Here is a 17,679-nt window from a genome sequence, read left to right on the forward strand (position 1 = left end):
TCAGGCGGGCAGGAAGCTCTTCACCTTGCGCTTGCCGCACCACAATTCGCACGGCCGCTCTGCCGCGGCGGCCTCGGCATGGCGCACGGCCTCGACGTCGTCGACCGCCTCGATCTCCTCGAAATCGATGAACCGCCCGCCGGGACCGCTCAGCACATAGAGTCTGTAATAGTTCAACGCTGGTCCCCCCGGACGCGAGTCGCCCCGAAGGCGCAAGCATAGCGATCCCGGTCGCATAGCCCCCTAAACCAGATCAAAGCCATGAAATTACGGGCAGTCTGGCCCGCCTGAACGGGGTGTTTACAGAGGCGAAATAACCTCCATAATGGCGCTATCCGCTCTCATCTCCCTGACAGCGGTGCGGGCCGGGCCGGTGGATCAGCGTTCGCCGCCTGGCCCGCCTCCGCTCCGCTCGGCGCGCCGCGGCCCCTCCGGATCAGTGACCGGCGAAGCTCAGCAGGCGGTGGACGGTTATTCCCTCCGCTTCGATCAAGGCCGCCCCGCCGAGATCCGGCAGGTCGATGACGAAGCTCGCGCCGGTGACCTCGGCGCCGGCGCGGCGGAGCAGGCGCACCGCGGCCATCGTGGTCCCGCCGGTCGCGATCAGGTCGTCGACCAGGTGAACGCGCGCGCCGGGGGCGCAGGCGTCGACATGCATCGCCAGCCGATCCGTGCCATATTCCAGCGCATATTCCTCGGCGATCGTCTCGCCGGGCAGCTTGCCGTGCTTGCGGATGAGGAGAAGGCCGAGACCGAGGCGCGCGGCCAGCGCCGCGCCGACCACGAAGCCGCGGGCCTCGATCGCAGCGACAAGGTTCGCGCCGGGCGCGATCCGCTCCGCCATCCGCTCGACGGTGGCCTGAAAGCCGGCGCCGTCGAGCAGCAGCGTCGTGATGTCGCGGAACTGGATCCCGGGTTTCGGAAAGTCCGGAATAGTGCGGACGAGCGCGCGGAGGTCGTCATTGCGATCAGCCATGACGATCCTCCGCGTCTCCGGTCAGGCGACCGCCTTGCCTTTGCGCTTGCCCTTCTTGTCGGCCCAGATGTTGCGGTACGCCATGTAGGCGAGCGCGGTGCCGATCAGCAGGAAGAAGAGCGAGGCGAAGCCGGCGCGGTGGCGGTTCTCGAGGAACGGCTCCGCGGTCCAGTGCAGGAAGGCGCTGACGTCGCGCGCCATCTGGTCGACCGTCGCCGGCGTGCCGTCGGCATAGGTGACCTGACCGTCGGCGGTGAGGGGCGGCGGCATCGCAAGGTTCACGCTGTGGAAGTAGGGATTGTAATAGAGCCCCGGCCCCGGCTGGATTTCCGGCGGCAGGTTGGCCGGCGGCTGCTGATAGCCGGTGAGCAGCGAATAGGTGTAGTTCACACCGTCGTGCCGCGCCTTGACGATCAGCGACAGATCGGGCGGAACGGCGTTGTTGTTGGCCGCGCGCGCCGCGATCTCGTTGGGATAGGGGCTCGGGATGCGGTCCGACGGGATCGCCTCGCGGCCGGTCGCCTCCCCCGTGTCGGGATCGATGTCCGGCACCTGCACCGGCCAGTTGGCGGCGATCGCGCGGATCTCGGCCTCGTTGTACCCGAGGTCGGCGAGATTGCGGAAGGCGACGAAGTTGATGCCGTGGCAGGCGGCGCAGGTCTCGCGATAGACCTGGAAGCCGCGCTGCAGCTGCTGCCGGTCGAACTTCCCGAACGGTCCCTGGCTCGGCAGGTTCGCCGAACGGGGATGCTCGTGGAAGGCGTAATAAGCGGGCTTTTCCGGCGGCTCGCTCACGTAGGAGATTAAGCCCCAGAGGAAGGACCAGAGGGCGACGCCGACGAAGCCCAGGCCGACCAAAATGCCGATCAGACGTACCATGATCTACCCCTCAGGCGGCCGGCTTCGGCTCGGCGCCGTCATTTTCAAGTCCGAATGGAACCGCTTCCTGGTCCTCGCCGTGCAGCACCGATTCCGAGATGGAACTGGGCAGCGGCAGCGTCTTTTCGATCCGCGACAGGATCGGCAGGATGATCAGGAAGTGCGCGAAATAATAGGCCGTGGCGATCTGGCTGATCATCACATAGGGCTCTTCCGCCGGAGCGCCGCCGCAATAGCCGAGCACCAGCACCGCGAACACCCAGATCCAGAAGAACTGGCGGTAGCGCGGCCGGTAGTTGGCCGAACGGACCGGCGAGGGATCGAGCCACGGCAGGAAGAACAGCAGGATGATCGAGCCGAACATCGCGATCACGCCCCACAGCTTCGCCGAGATGATGAAGTCCACGGTGAAGGCGCGCAGGATCGCGTAGAAGGGCCAGAAATACCATTCCGGGACGATCAGCGCCGGCGTCGCCAGCGGGTCGGCCGGGATGTAATTGTCGGCGTGGCCCAGATAGTTCGGCGCGAAGAACACCATGATCGCGAAGGCGATCAGGAAGATGCCCAGGCCGAAGCCGTCCTTGGCCGTGTAATAGGGGTGGAAAGGCACCGTGTCCTGCGGCGACTTGACGTCGACGCCGGTCGGGTTGCCCGAACCCGGGATGTGCAGCGCCCAGATGTGGAGGAACACGGCCCCCAGGATCACGAACGGCAGCAGATAGTGGAGCGAGAAGAAGCGGGTCAGCGTCGGATTGTCCGGCGCGAAGCCGCCGAGCAGCCAAGTCTGCAGCGCATCGCCGACGAACGGAATGGCGCCGAACAGGCCGGTGATCACCTTGGCGCCCCAGAAGCTCATCTGGCCCCAGGGAAGGACGTAGCCCATGAAGGCGGTCGCCATCGCGAGCAGGAAGATGACGAGACCGATCATCCACACCATCTCGCGCGGCGCCTTGTAGGAGCCGTAATAGAGGTTGCGGAAGATGTGGATGTACATCGCCACGAAGAAGAAGCTCGCGCCGTTGGCGTGGGCGTAACGGATGAACCAGCCCTGGTTCACGTTGCGCATGATATGTTCGACGCTGTCGAACGCCGCCGGGCCGTAGGAGACGTAATGCATCGCCAGCACGATGCCGGTGATGATCTGGATCACCAGGGCGGTGCCGGCGAGGACGCCGAAATTCCAGAAATAGTTGAGGTTGCGCGGCACCGGATAGCCGGGCCCGAGCGCATTGTAGACGAGGCGCGGCAGCGGCAGCCGATCGTCCATCCAGCGCATGAACGGATGCTTGGGGGTGTAATGCTCAGCCCAGGGAAAGCTCATCTTGGTCTACCTCAGCCGATCCGGACCGACGTGTCGGTCAGGAATTCATATTGCGGCACTTCGAGATTGGTCGGGGCCGGACCCCTGCGGATGCGGCCGGCCGTGTCGTAGTGCGATCCGTGGCAGGGGCAGAAATAGCCGCCGAACTCGCCGCGATTCTCGCCTTCGGCGGCGCCGAGCGGGACGCAGCCGAGATGGGTGCAGACGCCCAGCGTGATCAGCCAGTTCTCCTTGCCCTCCGCGGTGCGGTCGGCGAGCGTCTCCGGGTCGCGCAGCTGGCCGATCGGAACGGCGTTCGCCTCCTGGATTTCCGCCGGCGTCAGGTTGCGGATGAAGATCGGCTGCTTGCGCCAGATCGTCTTGATCGCCTGGCCGGGCTGAATCTGAGAGATGTCGACGTCGATGGACGCGAGCGCGAGCACGTCGGCCGAGGGGTTCATCTGGTTCACCAGCGGGTAGACCACCGCCAGCGCGCCGACCCCCGCGAAGCTCACCGCCGCGACGTTGATGAAGTCGCGCCGGCGGACGCCGTCCGCGCCATGGTGGGCGAGCTCACCGTCCGCGCCCACATTTTCCGTATTATCAGCCGTCGCCATATGCACCTTCAGCGATTCGAAACGGATGTGCGAAAAACCGCCTCTCACCCGCTTTCGGCGGGGAAGCGGCGCTTCCAACACGTTGCCGCCGGAGGAGCCCCCTGCGGCTTGCGGGGCCTGATAGACGCCTGAACGCCGCTTTGCCAACAGCCATTTTGACCGGGCTATGACACGGCTCGCCGCATGGTCTATCGCCGCGGCCATGCGCATCGCCCTCCACCAGCCCGACCAGGCCGGCAATGTCGGCACGATCCTGCGCCTCGCCGCCTGCCTGGGCGTCGCGGTCGATATCGTCGAGCCTTGCGGATTCCCTTGGGGCGATAGGGCGTTGCGCCGCGCGGGCATGGACTATGCGGAACTCGCCGCCGTGACCCGCCATGCCGACTGGGACGTCTTCGAAGCCGCGGCCCGTGGAAGATCCGGCCGAATCGTCCTGCTCACCACACAGGGCGCCCTCCCCCTGCCGGAGGCATGCTTCGAGGCGGACGACATCCTGCTTCTGGGCTCCGAGAGCCGCGGCGCGCCGCCCGAGGCGCATGCCCGCGCCGACCTGCGGGTCCGCATTCCCCAAGTGCCGGGCACCCGCTCGCTCAACATCGCCGTCGCCGCCGGCATCGCGCTGGGAGAGGCATTGCGGCAGACGCGCCTCTGGCCAACCGGCAGTCTGGCCCCGGAGGTGCGATAACCCACTCTCACGGTGTTGCGCGAGTGCAACAGTATAACGTAACTCGCCGGAGAAGCCGCCGAGGCGAGCGTCTGGCACGACGACACGAGTTGCCAGCAAAGATGATACAACATATCCGGAGGCGGATTCCCTCCATCGGAGCCGATTTTGATGACCACCCGTACGATGCTGCTCGCCGCCGTCTCCGTGGGCGCCCTTGCCGCCCCTCCCCTCGCCGCCCAGGTCCAGAACCGCGCCGAGCAGCAGGAGATCGTCGTCACCGCCATCCCGCTCAGCCAAACCGTCGAGGAAGTCGCGGTCCCGGTGACGGTGCTGGACGGCGAGGACCTCGTCTACCGACGCCAGGCGACGATCGGCGAAACGCTGGCGAACGAGCCGGGCATCCGCGCCGACACTTTCGGCGGCGGCGCCGCCCGCCCGGTGGTGCGCGGCCAGACCTCGCCGCGCATCCGCATCCTTTCGGACGGCGCGCAGATCCAGGACGCGTCCGACGTGTCGCCCGACCACGCGATCGCCGCCGAACCGCTTCTGCTGCGCCGCATCGAGGTGCTGCGCGGCCCCGCCGCCCTGCTCTATGGCGGCGGCGCGATTTCGGGCGCGGTGAACCTGCTCGACACCAAGATCCCCGAGACGCTGCCGATCGGCGGCTTCGACGGCGTTGCGGAGCTGCGCGCCGGCACCTCCGACCGCGAGCGCACCGCGGTGGGCGGCGTCACCGTTGGTCTCGGCCCGCTCGCGCTCCGCGCCGAGGGCGTCTACCGCAATGCCGACGATTACCGCGTGCCCGATTGGGACGAGCGCCGCGTCGACGGGACGTTCAACCGCACCCGCACCGGCACGGTGGGCGCGTCCTGGGTCGGTACCGACGGTTTCTTCGGCATCGCCTACACGCACCAGCGCAGCCGCTACGGCGTTCCCGGCCATTCCCACGATTATGAGAGCTGCCACCCGCACGGCACCCGCCTCCATTGCGGCGGCCACGGGCACGGCCATGACGACCACGACCATCATGACGAGGACGATCATGAGGACGTGTTCATCAATCTGCGCAGCGACCGCGTCGACGTGCGCGGCGAATATCGCAACCCCGTCGCCGGGATCGAGCGCATCCGCCTGCGCGGCGGCTTCACCGACTATCGCCACGACGAGATCGAGGGCGGCGGCGACCACGACGACCACGGACATGGTCACGGCCATGGGCACGGCCACGATCATGACGAGGACGAGGCCGTCACCAGCTTCAAGAATCGCGGCCACGACATGCGGCTGGAGGTCGAGCATGCGCCGATCTTCGGCATGCGCGGCGTGATCGGCATCCAGAACAGCCGCAACCGGCTGCGCACCAGCGGCCCCGAGGCGTTCATCCCCGAAAACGTCACCCGCAACACCGGCATCTTCCTGCTCGAGACGTTCGAGACCGGGCCGCTCCGGCTCGAGATCGGCGCGCGGCAGGAGTGGCAGCGCATCACCGCGACCAACAATCGCGAGGCGCGCCATTCGCCCTTCTCCATCTCCGGCGCGGGCATCCTGACGCTGGCGCCGGGCTACAGCGCCGCTCTGTCGCTCGCCCGCGCCCAGCGCGCGCCGACCGGGCAGGAACTGTTCGCGCGCGGCGTCCACCTCGCCACCAACACCTTCGAGATCGGCAATCCGGGCCTTCGCAAGGAGACCGCCAACTCGATCGATCTCACCTTCCGCGGCACCGAGGGTCCGACCACCTTCTCGATCGGCCTGTTCCGCAACCATATCGACGATTACATCTTCGCCAACACGCTGGACCGGTTCGAGGATTTCCGCCTGATCCGCTACGACCAGCGGGACGCCCGCTTCGCCGGCGTCGAGGGTATGGTGCGCCACCAGATTACGCCGGAAATCGGCATCGGCCTGTTCGGCGACTATGTCCGCGCCCGCTTTACCGGCGGCGGCGACGATCTGCCGCGGATCCCGGCCGGCCGGCTCGGCACCCGGCTCGACGTCCGCTCCGGCCCGCTGTTCGGCGATGTCGAGCTCTACCGCGTGTTCGAACAGGACCGGATCGCCGACTTCGAGACGGAGACGCCGGGCTACACGATGCTGAACGCGACCCTCGCCTATCGCCTGCCCGTCGGGCAGTTCGGCCAGAGCGAGCTGTTCCTGCGCGGCACCAATCTGCTGAACGAACTCGCCTTCAACCACGTCTCCTTCGTCAAGGAAGCGGCGCCGCTGCGCGGCCGCAACCTGGTGGTGGGCTTGCGCACCACCTTCTGATGGTCAACAGGGGGGCCGCCGCCGGCTTGCGAGGCCGGCGGCGGTATCCCGTTGATCGAGATAATTCCCTTATCGGCACGGCTCACATCGGATCGGCCGCGATCACATAGTCGAAACCATGGCGCAGCCCGCCATGCGCCTCGACGAAGGCGAGCGCACGCCCGCGGAGTTCCTCGCCATGGGAGCGCAGGGCGCCCGCGAGGCCGCGGTTGGCGCGCCGGTCGAGACGCGGGCCGCACATGTCGATCTGGCTGTTCACGAAGGCGGCCTTGTAGCGGATGTTGAACTTTCGCGCGGCGACCACCCGGAAGCCGGAGCGTTCAAGCCGGGCGAGCACCCAGTCGAGCGGATATTCGCGATAGTGGAGCTCGCCCGCGAGCGTCAGGCAGGCGTCGCGAAAGCGGCCGATCTCCCAGACGATTTGCCCCGCTTCGTCCTCCGGCGGCGCCACCACGTAGGGCTCCAGCCCAGTGACATAGAGCCGCCCCCGCGTCAGCGGCCGCAGCCGCGCGAACAATTCCGTCTGGAAATAAGGCGCGAAGCCTTCGACTGCGCCGAGCAGATAATCGGCGAGCACCGTGTCGTACGCCTCGCCCGCGAGCAGCGCGGGGTCGGCCCAGTTGCCGACCAGCAGCCGGTCCCCGTCCCGCATCCGCGCACCCGCCAGCGCGCGCACTTGCGCCGCATGGGCGGACGAGCCGCTGACCGCCGTCCAGCGCTCGGTCGCCAGAGAGAGGATCCAGCCCATCGAATGAGTTCCGGTGCCGGCGTCGAGGACATGGCCCCACGGCGCACCGCCCTGCAACTCCTCGATATAGGCGAACAGCGCCGACTTCTTCATGCGGATCCACTCGTTCAGGGGTCTGGAGGCCGCACGACCGCGCGGCGCCGGCAGGATATCCTGTATCATCCGCGGCCGCCACCCCGCTGGTCCGCCGGTACCGCCGCCAGGCGCTACCGCCCCGCCTCGCCCGCGCGGAGCTCCAGCGGATCGAGGGCGGCGCCATTGACGATGACGCCGCGAACGTCGGCCACCGCCATCATGTCCTGCAACGGATCGGCGCCCAGAAAGAGGATATCGGCCTCCTGGCCCGCATGAAGCCGCCCGACCCGTCCGGCGATGCCGAGCAGGCGGGCGCCTTCGCTCGTCGCCATCCGTAGCACCGCCCAGGCCGGGATGCCGGCCTCCCGGTGCAGCGCCATTTCGCGGGCCATCGATATGCCCGGCGCGACGAACGGATTGGCAAGATCGGTTCCGATCGTCATCGGCACGCCCGCTTCGTGCATGCGCCGGGTCAGCTCCAGCATCTTCGGCCACACCGCGCGGGCGCGGCGGTAATCGTCGGGCTGCCAGCCAAGATCGAAGCGGAAGCTCCGCCAGTTTGCCGCCATGTCGGGGTGGACGAGCGCGAGGTCGCGGTCGCGCACCTCCGTCTGGTCCCCCCAGAAGGCCGGAAGGAAGGCCATCAGCGTCGCGTCCACGTTCACCCGGTTGCGGACCAGCGCGTCGATCATTTCGGCGATCTCCGGCGAATCGAGGTCGGCCGCTTCCCACCATTCGAAGAAAGCGAAGGCGCCGCCGCGGCGCGCGGCAACATAGGCGGCGCGGCGATCGGCTGGCAGCAGATCCGGGCTGATCGGCATCATGTGGACCAGCGAGCCGATGCCGAGCCGCGCCGCCGTGGTCCAGCTGACGTCGGACAGATGGGCGATGGTCGGCCGGCCGGCGGCGCGCGCGGCGGCCACGCCCTCGCGCAGGTCGGCCTCGGTGAGGTCGGTGTAGAATTTGACGAAATCGGCGCCGCCCGCGGCCTGGGCTCGGACGATGTCGCCGACCGACCGCCCCTCGCCCGGCTGCGTCACCAGGCCGTCGAACGGGAATTGCGGGCGATCGATCACTTCGCCGGCATGGAACGCCTCCGGCCCCGCCAGCGTGCCGGCCGCTACAAGCGCGGAATAGTCGCGGTTGGCGGCGAGATCGCCGGCCGGGTTGCGGATGGTGGTGACGCCGAACGACAGCAGGTGGCGGGCATTGTGCCGCGCGATATCGGGCCGCGGGCGGGTCGACAGGCGGGGCGCGCCGTCGACGACGGCCAGTTCGGTGGGGCCGAGCGTCACGTGGGCGTGACTGTCGATCAGGCCCGGCATGGCGAAGAGGCCGGTGCGGTCGTGAAGGACGGTGCCGCGCCCGGCCGGCGGCCGCCCCTCCCCCACCGCGGCGATGCGCGTGCCCTCGACCGCGAGCCACCCGTTCGGGCGGACCGTATGTGTCGCGGGATCGATGAGGGTCATTCCGTGATAGACGTGCCGCTCCGGCGCGGCGGGAACATGGCTGCAGGCGCCGAGCGCCGCGGCGAGCAGGATCGTTGCGTGGCGGAACGTCATCGGCACTGGCCTTTCCCGAGTGAACATGCCCTTCAGTCCGCCGGCGGGGCGCGGGGCTTACAGGCGCGGAGGGAAAAAGATTTCGTAAGAAGAGCGGTGGCGGGAGGGACTGATCGCGCGTGGGGAGCATGGAGGACATCATCGCGCGCTACGGCCAGGCACTCGCACGCGTCGCCGCGTCCTACGAAGCCGATCCGGCGCTGAGGGAGGATCTGCTGCAGGACATCCTGCTGGCCGTGCACCAGGCGTTGCCGAGGCTGGAGCGGGCGGACAGCCTCGCGCCCTTCCTGTTTCGCATCGCCCACAATCGCGGCGTGTCCCACATCGTGCGCCGCGTGGCCGCGAAGCGGGCGGACCGCAGCGGCGAGGAGCCGGCCGAAGCGGCGGACCCGGAAACCCTCCTCCAGAGCGCCGAGCGGTCGCAGTTGCTCGCCGCCGCGATCCGCCGGCTGCCGCTGCCCTATCGCCAGGTGCTGACGCTGCTGCTCGAGGAGCTGAGCTATGCCGAGATCGCCGAGACGCTGGGCATCAGCGTCTCCAATGTCGGGGTGCGGGTGAACAGGGCGAAGGTCCGATTGCGGGAGCTGCTCGATGGCGGGCGATGAGCTGTTGGACGCGCTGAAGGCCGACTGGCGCGCCTCGCCGGTCGATCTGGATCGGGTGCGCCGCCGCGCCGCCCGCGGCCGCCGGGTCCGCAAGCTGTGGTCCTTCGTCCACCTGGTCGCGGCAATGATCGCGGCGGTGTTCGGCGGCTGGTTCGCCTGGCGCGCCTGGAGCGCGAACGACGCGCTGGTGGCGCTGTCCGCGGCCGGCCTGCTGCTGGCGGTGCCGATGATCGTCGCCGAGCAGCTGTGGCTCCGGCGGCAGGGCGCCGCATCCGATCTCGCCGCGGTGGAGGATTTGCTCGCCGAGCGGCGGCGGCAGGCGGAGATCGCCCTTCTCCTGCTCCGCGGCACCCGCCACGGCGCACTGATCCTGACCGCCTGCGCGACCGGCGCGTTGCTGCTCGCTTTCGCCGGCCTGACCCCGCCGCACCCCGCCTTCCGGATCGCGCTCACCTGGGCCGCCGCCGCCGCGCTCGCGCTGGTCTGGCACCGCTGGCGCCGTTCGCGCCTGGAGGCCGAGCTCGGCGAGACCGAGCGGTTGATCGCCATTTATTCGCGCAGCCGGGACTGAACCTCTCAGTGGACCGCGCGTGCGGCGGCTTCGGTCTTGGTGGCGAGCGAGAAGCGCGGTTCGGGCCGTTCCCGCTTGCCCTCGATCAGATCCGCCGCATAGGCGCCGACCGCCGGCCCGTGCTTGAAGCCGTGACCCGATCCGGCCCCGACCAGCAGGATGTCCGCACGGTCCGGATGGCGGTCGATCAGGAGATCGCCGTTCGCGCTGTTCTCATATTGGCAGACCCGAGCCTCGCTGAGCGGCGCCTCGGCGAGGCCGGGGAAGCGCCGCGCCATGAAGGCCCGCACGTCGGCCAGCGCGTCGGCGGAGGGCAGGCGCTCCAGCGTGTCCGGATCGACCGGAGGACCATGGCGGTCGTGCGCGATCTTGAAGCCCCGCGCCTCCAGATCGGGGAAGCCGTAATAGATGTCGCCTTCGTTGAAGTCCGCCCAGCCCGGCAAGCGGCCCGGCGCATAGGCGTCCTCGCCCGGCGGCGTCGCGAAGAAGAACACTTCCTGGCGGGTCGGGAAGATCCGGCGGCCGAGCAGGTCCGGGAAGAGCTTGGGGAGCCAGGGACCGCAGGCGAACACGTGCTGGTCGGCCGACACCGTCTCCCCGTCCGCGAGCCGAAGCCCCTCCGGCGCCAGCCCGGCGACCCGCGCCTGCCGGTACACGCCGCCCGCCTGTGTGAAGCGCGCGACCAGCGACTGGATCGCACGCCGCGCCATCAGCGCGCCGAAGCCGGGCTCGTACAGCCCCGCCTCGACGCCGGTGAAGTCGATCTGCGGAAAGCGCCGGCGGAGCGCCGGCGCGTCCAGCAACTGGGTCGGCAGCCCCATCCGCCGGTGAACGGCGAGGCTGTCCTCGAAATATGGCTCCAGCTTCTGGAAGAAGAACAGCACTCCAATCTGGTGGAACAGCGGCAGATCGCTTCGCGCCGACAGCCACTTCCAGTCGGCGAGGGAGTCGAGCGCCATTCGGGCATAGACCTCGTCCGGGCCGTAGGCGCTGCGCGTCATCCGCGATTCCCCGCCGGACGAGGCGCGGGCATGGGCCGGACCCCAGGCGTCGATCAGGAGCACGCGGTGGCCGCGCTCCAGCAGCTTCCAGGCCGTCCAGGCGCCGAAGGCGCCGGCTCCGACCACCGCCACCCGGCCAGGCCCCGCGGCGCGCAGCACGGCGGGGGCGGCCAGCGCCGCCGCGGCCGCGCCCAGCACTCCCCGCCGCGTCATGTCGGTCATCGCGTCGCTCCGGCCAGAGGGAGGCTACGGCCGCCGCGCCCGACGGCGACCGTAGGTTTCAGCTTCAGAACCGCTGGCGCACCGTTACGCCGATCTGGCGGGGCTGGCCGATGTTGAAGCCGAGCCGGGCGCGGCCGCCGCGTTCGCGGTCGAACGACAGGATCGGATTCTCGTCGAACAGGTTGGTGACATAGACCAGAAGCTCGGTGCCGCCGTTGAAATCGACGCCGGCCGAGAGATTGAACAGCTGATAGCTTGGCAGCCTGAGGTCGAGCGTGGTCGACGCGTTGGCCGGCATGCCCGCGAACGGCAGTCCGTGGACGAAGGTGCGCGGATTGTTCTCCTGGTCGCTCGGCTGGGTGAAGCGGCTGCCGACATGCTGGAACGAGGCCGCGACGAACGCCTCCCGCCCGAATGTCACCGGGAAGGCGTAGCTCGCATTGGCCGACAGCTGGAACCGGGGCACGCTGGGCAGGCGGTTGCCGTCGCGGATACCGCCGATCACGTTGCCGGTGCCGTCGACCACCGTGGAATCGAACTTGGCTTCGAGCAGGCTGCCGGCGAGCGACAGGCCGACCCCGGGCGCGGGCTGCGCCGCCAGCTCGAACTCAAGGCCCATCGTGTGCGCCTTGGGCACGTTGAAGACGATGCGCGACGAGCAGCTGCCGGCGTCCAGCGTCACCTGCAGATTGCTGATGTCGGTGTAGAAGGCGGCGGCGTTGAGGGTGATGCCCGGCCGCTGCGCCTTGACGCCCACCTCATAGTTCCAGAGCGTTTCGTCCTCATAGCTTTGGTAACCGCCGAAGATTGCCCGGTCCTGCGGCGTGCAGAGCGGGATGTTGAGAGGATCGTTAACGCCGCCGAGGCGGAAGCCTTTCGACGCCTGCGCGTTGAGCCGCACGCCGTCCACCGCCTCGTAGGTCGCGATGATGCGCGGACTGAAGCCGTCGGAGCTCGTCCGGTCGGTGCGATTGTCGCCGCCCGAGAAGAGACCGCCGGACCGGAAGCTGCGTTCTTCGTCAAAGTCGTAATAGCGGCCGCCCGCCGTCACGGTGAAGCGGTCGGTGAGATCGTAGCTCACCTCGCCGAACACCGCCTTCTGCTTGATGTCGTAGGGCAGGTCCGAATTGTACGGCGAATCGGGCGCATAGCCGCCCCGCGTCGCCGCCGCCGTGCCGGCACCGAGCGTCGAATCGATGAAAGCGTCATAGCCCGGCGTCGGCAGCCGCTGGGCGTAGACGCGGTCCGTGTTCGAATAGAAGCCGCCGAACACCCACTGGAACGGCCCCGGCGTCGCCGAGGACAGGCGCACCTCCTGAACGAAGCTCTGGAGGTCGGTGGTATCGACGAGGTTGGACGGCAGGAGCACGCCCGCGGTCGGAAAGCCGAGATCGACCGAAACGCTGCCGGTCAGAGCGCTCGCGTCGCGGCTCACCAGGATGTCGCGATCGAGATAAGTGGTGACCGACGTCAGCTCGACCCCGCCGAAGCCGAACGAGGCGGTGAGATCGGCGATCAAGGTGTTGTCGCGGAATTCCTCGCGGAGCAGCAGATATTGCTGGCGCTCGCCGAGCTGGATGGCCGGGCGGCTGGTGGTGAACGGATTGGCGAAGAGGTTGAACGCCTCCTGCCGGTTGAAGCCGTTCGCCCGTATCTCCTGATAGACCACGCGCGGCGTGATGCGGATGTCCGGCGCCGGTTCGAACGTCAGCGCCAGCCGTCCGCCCGTGCGCCGGCCGTCGTTCACATTCTCGTCGACCTGGCCGCCGGGGCGGAGCGCATCGACGAAGCCGCCATATCGGGTGTGATAGCCGACCGCGCGCAGCGCGGCGCCGGCGCCCAGCGGCAGGTTGATCATGCCCTTCAGATGGCCGCCGAAATCGTCCTCGGCGACGAGGTTCACATTCCCTTCGACCATTCCCTGGAGGGCGGTGAGGTCCGGCTGGTTGGTGATGTAGCGGATCGTGCCGCCGACCGACCCCGATCCGAACAGCGTTCCCTGCGGGCCGCGCAGCGTCTCGACGCGGTTGAGGTCGAACAGATCGAGGTCCGGTGTGAACAGCGAGAGCGAGACCACCGACTCGTCGAGATAGACGCCGACCTGCTCCTTGACGCCCGGCTGGTCGCGGACGACCTGGCCGGCGGACACGCCGCGCACCGACACCTGGCTCTGACCGGGCCCGAGATTCTGGATGGTGAGACCCGCGACGTTGCGCGACAGGTCCTCGAGCGTCACGGCGCCGGACCGCTGGATGTCCTCCTCGGTCTGGGCGTTGATCGAGAAAGGCACGTTCTGAAGCGTGGTCGCACGCTTGGTGGCCGTGACGATGATGTCACCGGTCGCCTGGGTGGCCTCGCTTGGGCCGGTCTGCGCGGCGGCCGGAGCGGCGGCGCACATCCAGGCAAGACAAGACGTTCCGACCAGAAAGGCTTTTACTTGAAGGGAGTTAGCTTTCACTTGGCGCGACATGGGAGCCTCCTGCAAAAAGCTTGATGCAGATTAGAGGGCCGCGATGTGCGCGCAAGCGAACAGAAGGGGAGCAGCTACAAAGCTGCCTCCCTGTTGCAATTATGTGACAACGTGGCCCGGCGTCCCCGCGCCGGCGATCAGCCGGCGGCGCTTTCCCGTTTCAGCCGTTCGGCGAAGCTCTTGCGGAACTTACGCAGCTTCGGGGCGACGACCGCCATGCAATAGGGGTTGCGGCTGCCTTCCCGCTCGAAATAATCCTGATGATAGGCCTCCGCCGGGTACCATTCGGCCAACGGCTCGATCGCGGTGACGACCGGCTGGTCCCACTCCGCCTGGGCTCGTTCGATCGCGGCCCGGGCCTCTTCTTCCTGGCTCTCGTCGTGCGGGAAAATGGCGCTGCGATATTGGGTGCCGATATCGTTGCCCTGCCGGTTGAGCTGGGTCGGATCGTGCGTCGCGAAGAAGATGTCGAGGAGATCGGCGTAGGCGATCTGTTCGGGATCGAAGCTGATCCGCACCGCTTCGGCATGGCCGGTATCGCCGCCGCACACCTGCTTGTAGTCCGGATCGGCGACATGGCCGCCGGTATAGCCGCTTTCGACGCGGGTGACCCCGATCACGTCCTTGTAGACCGCTTCGGTGCACCAGAAGCAGCCGCCCGCCAAAGTCGCCTGTTGTTCAGCCATGAGCTTTTTCTTCTCCTTCGCCGGGACGCAGATAGTGCGCGCGCGGCGGAATGTAACCGGCGGGCGTGCGATGGGCGCCGCGCCGCGCGCGCGGCAGGGTGAAGCAGAAGACGGCGCCGCCGCCCGTCCGGTTCTCCGCCCAGATGCGACCGCCATGCGCCTCGATGATCGTGCGGCTGATGGGCAGGCCGATGCCCATCCCTTCGCGCTTGGTGGTCATGAATTGGGAGAAGAGGCTTTCGAGATGCTCGGAGGCGATGCCGCTGCCGGTGTCGGCGACGCGTACTTCCACCATGTCGCCCGTCGCGGCCAGCGCGGCGGTGATTTCGATGTGACGCACCGGGCCGTCCTGCATGGCCTGCACGGCGTTTCGGACGAGGTTGATTAGCACCTGCTGCACCTGGATCCGGTCGGCGCGCACGAAGCGCGCTTCCGGCTCGATGTCGATCCTGTGGCTGATCCCGTGGAGATGCTCGTCGACGAAAGCGAGGATACCCGCCTCCTCCATGATGCGGCCGAGATCCTCGATGGCGAAGGTGACGCTGCCCCGCGACACGAGTTCGCGTAGCCGCCGCACGATCTGCCCGGCGCGCAGCGCCCCCGCCTCGGTGGCCTCCAGCGCTTCGCGCAGCGCCTCGTTGCCGCCCGGCATCCTGTCGAGCATGCGCTGCGCGCCGCGCACATAGTTGGCGACGGCGGTGAGCGGCTGGTTGAGCTCATGGGCGAGCGTGGAGGCCATAGTCCCCATCGCGCTGACCCGCGACACATGGACCAGTTCCGCCTGCATGCGGCCGATCTCCGCCTCGGCGCGGCGCCGGTCGGTGAGATCGGCGAGCGCGCCCACCGCCCGGATCGCGCGGCCTCCATCGTCGCGAATGATGAAACCGCGGTCGAGAATGTCGGCATAGCTGCCGTCGTCGCGCTGCAGGCGGTAGGCTTCCGACCAGCGCGCCGTCTCGCCCTCGATCGCCCGCTGCAGGCTGGCGAGCACCCGGAACCTGTCGTCGGGGTGGATGCGCTCCTCCCACCAGGAGATCGGCGTCACGCCGGGCGGCGTGGCCGATCCGACGATCTCGGACGCCATCTCGCTCCATTCGACGTCGCCGGTGGCGATGTCATAGTCCCAGATCGCATCGTTGGTCGCCCGAACGGCGAGCCGATAGCGCTCCTCCGCCTCGCGCCGGGCGAGATCGGCCTGGCGCTGCTCGTGAATGTCCTCGGTGGTGCCGTACCAGCGGACGATCCGTCCCTCCTCGTTCCGCCGGGGCGCGGCGCGGACGCTGTACAGGCGGTATTTGCCGTCCGCCAGGCGGACGCGGAATTCGGAACTGTGCGGCGCGCCCCGCTCCATCGCCACCCTCCATTCCGTCATGACCCGCCCGGCATCGTCGGGGTGGACGACCTGCTGCCACGCCTCTTCCGCGTCGACCTCGACGGCGATGCCGGTCAGATCGTAGAAGCGCGGGCTCAAGGTCAGCAGCTTGCCCCTGGGAGTCGCCGTCCAGACGAGCTGCTGGCTGAGCTCCACGGTGTGGCGATAGAGTTCCTCGCTCTCGCGCAGCTTCTCTTCGGCCTCGATCCGGGCGCGCTCCGTCTCGCGCTCCTCATGGATGTCCTTGGTCGATCCGTACCAGCAGACGATCTCGCCGGCCTTGTCGCGGACCGGAATGGCGCGCGACTGGGCGAGCCGCACCGCCCCGCCGGGCAGCAGGGCGCGAAAATCCGCTTCGAAGAAATCGCCGCTGGTGAGGCAGCGTTGCCAATGCGCCTTGACCCGCGCCCGATCGTCGGGATGCACCACCTGCAGCCAGCCGTCCATCAGCGCGCGTTCGTCGGCGATGCCCGTCAGCACGGTGAACATCCGGCTCATCGACAGCACCTTGCCCGACGGGTCGGTCGCCCAGACGAGGCGGCGCGCGATCTCCGCTGAGAAGCGATACATGCGCTCGCTTTCCCGCAGCCGCGCCCGTTCGGCCTCCGCTTCGGCAAGCGCGTCGCGGAGCCGCGCCGTTTCCGCCTCCAGCGCCGCGATCCGGGCCTCAGCTCCCTGCGCCGGCGCCCCCTCGCCCATCGTCAGGCGGCGTCGGGCTGCGCCGGTTCGACGCCGGCCTGTATGGCGAGCGCAAGCGCTTCGGCGAGGCTGTCGACGCCGAGCCGGTTCATCATGTTGCCGCGATGCATCTCCACCGTGCGCAGGCTGATGCCGAGATCCTGGGCAAGCAGCTTGTTCGAGCGGCCGGCGAGCAGCCCGCGCAGCACTTCGGTCTCGCGGCCGGTGAGCTGCTCCACCCGTTCGACCGCGTCCTGACGGCGGCGGGCCGCCTCGTCGCGTTCGGCCAGCAGGGTGAAGGCGTTCTCGAAACAGCCGAGCAGCGCTTCTTCCGAGAAGGGCTTTTCAAGAAAATCGATCGCACCGAGCTTCATCGCGCGCACCGCGATCGAGACTTCGCCATGGCCTGTCATCACCACCACCGGCCAGTCGTTTCCGCGGCTGCGCAGCTCGGCCATCACCTGAAAGCCGTCGATCTGCGGCATGCGGATGTCGAGCAGCACGCAGCCGGGCTGCAGCGTCTCCAGATTCTCGAGGAAGTCCGCCCCGCTCGCGAACGGGTGAGAAGTGAGTTCGGCCGCGCCGAGCATGAAACTGATCGAACGACGGACCTCGCGGTCGTCGTCCACGACATAGACGATACGAGTACTCAGTGTCCTGGCCCTTGGATACGCTGGGGGAGAGGCCCGACAATGGGGCGCACCACGCTCTTTTTCAACCCGCATTCGCCGCCGCTCGCCGACGCGGGTCCGCCCCGGGGGAACCTCGCGCGCCGCTCTAAGTTGGCGCGGCAGAGGAGGCACTGCCATGGGAACCACGGGCCCCCATGCTCAGCCGAGCCATGTCATCGCCGAAGCCGGTCAGGTCCTGCTCGACGGGCCGGAAGGCGTCGCCGTCGCCTTCACGCCGGAAGCGGCGCGCGAGACGGCTGAGCGCATGCTCCGCGCGGCGGAGGAGGCGGGCGAACAGGTCCGCACGAACTGAG

Annotated in this window: 17 protein-coding genes; 5 read left to right on the top strand and 12 right to left on the bottom strand. The window is 68.5% G+C overall.

The genetic code is table 11. From position 1 onward, the window contains the following. The 5 genes from ACK4K7_RS08470 to petA form a co-directional block, all read right to left on the bottom strand. Positions 1 to 177 (bottom strand): hypothetical protein, encoded by a 177-nt coding sequence (locus ACK4K7_RS08470; RefSeq protein WP_431865150.1) that lies wholly within the window; start codon positions 175 to 177, stop codon positions 1 to 3. 259 nt (positions 178 to 436) lie between these two features. Next, positions 437 to 976: an adenine phosphoribosyltransferase gene (locus ACK4K7_RS08475; protein ID WP_431865152.1), complete on the bottom strand. Its 540-nt coding sequence runs from the start codon at positions 974 to 976 to the stop codon at positions 437 to 439. A gap of 21 nt (positions 977 to 997) precedes the next feature. Further along, complete coding sequence (locus tag ACK4K7_RS08480; RefSeq protein WP_431865154.1) at positions 998 to 1,855, bottom strand: cytochrome c1; 858 nt, start codon at positions 1,853 to 1,855, stop codon at positions 998 to 1,000. Between the two features lie 10 nt (positions 1,856 to 1,865). Further along, positions 1,866 to 3,176, bottom strand: coding sequence for a cytochrome b (locus ACK4K7_RS08485; protein WP_431865155.1), 1,311 nt, complete (start codon positions 3,174 to 3,176; stop codon positions 1,866 to 1,868). A gap of 11 nt (positions 3,177 to 3,187) precedes the next feature. Then, positions 3,188 to 3,772, bottom strand: coding sequence for a ubiquinol-cytochrome c reductase iron-sulfur subunit (gene petA / locus ACK4K7_RS08490; protein ID WP_431865157.1), 585 nt, complete (start codon positions 3,770 to 3,772; stop codon positions 3,188 to 3,190). Between the two features lie 202 nt (positions 3,773 to 3,974). Between petA and ACK4K7_RS08495 the strand changes: the two genes are divergently transcribed. Continuing rightward, positions 3,975 to 4,457 (top strand): tRNA (cytidine(34)-2'-O)-methyltransferase, encoded by a 483-nt coding sequence (locus tag ACK4K7_RS08495; protein ID WP_431865159.1) that lies wholly within the window; start codon positions 3,975 to 3,977, stop codon positions 4,455 to 4,457. A gap of 150 nt (positions 4,458 to 4,607) precedes the next feature. Next, positions 4,608 to 6,704 (top strand): TonB-dependent receptor domain-containing protein, encoded by a 2,097-nt coding sequence (locus ACK4K7_RS08500; RefSeq protein WP_431865161.1) that lies wholly within the window; start codon positions 4,608 to 4,610, stop codon positions 6,702 to 6,704. An 82-nt stretch (positions 6,705 to 6,786) separates the two neighbouring features. Here the strand turns inward: ACK4K7_RS08500 and ACK4K7_RS08505 are convergent, their stop codons facing one another. Then, positions 6,787 to 7,545: a class I SAM-dependent methyltransferase gene (locus tag ACK4K7_RS08505; RefSeq protein WP_431865163.1), complete on the bottom strand. Its 759-nt coding sequence runs from the start codon at positions 7,543 to 7,545 to the stop codon at positions 6,787 to 6,789. Between the two features lie 113 nt (positions 7,546 to 7,658). Continuing rightward, positions 7,659 to 9,089, bottom strand: coding sequence for an amidohydrolase family protein (locus ACK4K7_RS08510; RefSeq protein ID WP_431865165.1), 1,431 nt, complete (start codon positions 9,087 to 9,089; stop codon positions 7,659 to 7,661). A gap of 128 nt (positions 9,090 to 9,217) precedes the next feature. On the opposite strand from ACK4K7_RS08510, the gene ACK4K7_RS08515 reads away from it, so the two are divergent. Together ACK4K7_RS08515 and ACK4K7_RS08520 are read left to right on the top strand one after the other, a co-directional pair. Beyond that, positions 9,218 to 9,694, top strand: coding sequence for an RNA polymerase sigma factor (locus ACK4K7_RS08515; protein ID WP_431865166.1), 477 nt, complete (start codon positions 9,218 to 9,220; stop codon positions 9,692 to 9,694). Further along, the gene (locus ACK4K7_RS08520; RefSeq protein ID WP_431865167.1) at positions 9,681 to 10,265 is read left to right on the top strand and encodes a hypothetical protein; all 585 of its coding nucleotides are present in this window, start codon (positions 9,681 to 9,683) and stop codon (positions 10,263 to 10,265) included. Before ACK4K7_RS08515 ends, ACK4K7_RS08520 begins: the two co-directional genes overlap by 14 nt. Before the next feature lie 5 nt (positions 10,266 to 10,270). Here the strand turns inward: ACK4K7_RS08520 and ACK4K7_RS08525 are convergent, their stop codons facing one another. From ACK4K7_RS08525 to ACK4K7_RS08545, 5 genes are all read right to left on the bottom strand, one after another. Further along, entirely contained in the window at positions 10,271 to 11,488 is a 1,218-nt protein-coding gene (locus ACK4K7_RS08525; protein ID WP_431865168.1) for an FAD-dependent oxidoreductase, read from the bottom strand. 64 nt (positions 11,489 to 11,552) lie between these two features. Next, on the bottom strand, positions 11,553 to 13,886 hold the full coding sequence (locus ACK4K7_RS08530) for a TonB-dependent receptor (protein WP_431865170.1): 2,334 nt from the start codon (positions 13,884 to 13,886) through the stop codon (positions 11,553 to 11,555). A gap of 209 nt (positions 13,887 to 14,095) precedes the next feature. Then, positions 14,096 to 14,644 (bottom strand): peptide-methionine (S)-S-oxide reductase MsrA, encoded by a 549-nt coding sequence (gene msrA, locus ACK4K7_RS08535; protein WP_431865172.1) that lies wholly within the window; start codon positions 14,642 to 14,644, stop codon positions 14,096 to 14,098. Then, positions 14,637 to 16,715 (bottom strand): PAS domain-containing protein, encoded by a 2,079-nt coding sequence (locus ACK4K7_RS08540; RefSeq protein WP_431865174.1) that lies wholly within the window; start codon positions 16,713 to 16,715, stop codon positions 14,637 to 14,639. Before ACK4K7_RS08540 ends, msrA begins: the two co-directional genes overlap by 8 nt. Before the next feature lie 2 nt (positions 16,716 to 16,717). After that, positions 16,718 to 17,323 carry a response regulator transcription factor gene (locus ACK4K7_RS08545; protein WP_431865175.1) on the bottom strand — a complete coding sequence of 202 codons (606 nt, stop codon included), beginning with the start codon at positions 17,321 to 17,323 and terminating at the stop codon, positions 16,718 to 16,720. Positions 17,324 to 17,501: 178 nt separating this feature from the next. Between ACK4K7_RS08545 and ACK4K7_RS08550 the strand changes: the two genes are divergently transcribed. Next, entirely contained in the window at positions 17,502 to 17,678 is a 177-nt protein-coding gene (locus ACK4K7_RS08550) for a hypothetical protein (protein ID WP_431865178.1), read from the top strand. Position 17,679 lies beyond the last annotated feature (1 nt).

The sequence above is a fragment of the Allosphingosinicella sp. genome, from assembly GCF_046295735.1.
GTDB lineage: Bacteria > Pseudomonadota > Alphaproteobacteria > Sphingomonadales > Sphingomonadaceae > Allosphingosinicella.

What these genes read in the sequence shown, in the direction of transcription:
- ACK4K7_RS08520 (WP_431865167.1), top strand. Translation starts at nt 9,681, where the DNA reads ATGGCGGGCGATGAGCTGTTGGACGCGCTGAAGGCCGACTGGCGCGCC.
- ACK4K7_RS08540 (WP_431865174.1), bottom strand. Translation starts at nt 16,715, where the DNA reads ATGGGCGAGGGGGCGCCGGCGCAGGGAGCTGAGGCCCGGATCGCGGCG.
- ACK4K7_RS08530 (WP_431865170.1), bottom strand. Translation starts at nt 13,886, where the DNA reads ATGTGCGCCGCCGCTCCGGCCGCCGCGCAGACCGGCCCAAGCGAGGCC.
- msrA (WP_431865172.1), bottom strand. Translation starts at nt 14,644, where the DNA reads ATGGCTGAACAACAGGCGACTTTGGCGGGCGGCTGCTTCTGGTGCACC.
- ACK4K7_RS08480 (WP_431865154.1), bottom strand. Translation starts at nt 1,855, where the DNA reads ATGGTACGTCTGATCGGCATTTTGGTCGGCCTGGGCTTCGTCGGCGTC.
- ACK4K7_RS08475 (WP_431865152.1), bottom strand. Translation starts at nt 976, where the DNA reads ATGGCTGATCGCAATGACGACCTCCGCGCGCTCGTCCGCACTATTCCG.
- ACK4K7_RS08495 (WP_431865159.1), top strand. Translation starts at nt 3,975, where the DNA reads ATGCGCATCGCCCTCCACCAGCCCGACCAGGCCGGCAATGTCGGCACG.
- petA (WP_431865157.1), bottom strand. Translation starts at nt 3,772, where the DNA reads ATGGCGACGGCTGATAATACGGAAAATGTGGGCGCGGACGGTGAGCTC.
- ACK4K7_RS08515 (WP_431865166.1), top strand. Translation starts at nt 9,218, where the DNA reads ATGGAGGACATCATCGCGCGCTACGGCCAGGCACTCGCACGCGTCGCC.
- ACK4K7_RS08505 (WP_431865163.1), bottom strand. Translation starts at nt 7,545, where the DNA reads ATGAAGAAGTCGGCGCTGTTCGCCTATATCGAGGAGTTGCAGGGCGGT.
- ACK4K7_RS08550 (WP_431865178.1), top strand. Translation starts at nt 17,502, where the DNA reads ATGGGAACCACGGGCCCCCATGCTCAGCCGAGCCATGTCATCGCCGAA.
- ACK4K7_RS08500 (WP_431865161.1), top strand. Translation starts at nt 4,608, where the DNA reads ATGACCACCCGTACGATGCTGCTCGCCGCCGTCTCCGTGGGCGCCCTT.
- ACK4K7_RS08485 (WP_431865155.1), bottom strand. Translation starts at nt 3,176, where the DNA reads ATGAGCTTTCCCTGGGCTGAGCATTACACCCCCAAGCATCCGTTCATG.
- ACK4K7_RS08510 (WP_431865165.1), bottom strand. Translation starts at nt 9,089, where the DNA reads ATGACGTTCCGCCACGCAACGATCCTGCTCGCCGCGGCGCTCGGCGCC.
- ACK4K7_RS08525 (WP_431865168.1), bottom strand. Translation starts at nt 11,488, where the DNA reads ATGACCGACATGACGCGGCGGGGAGTGCTGGGCGCGGCCGCGGCGGCG.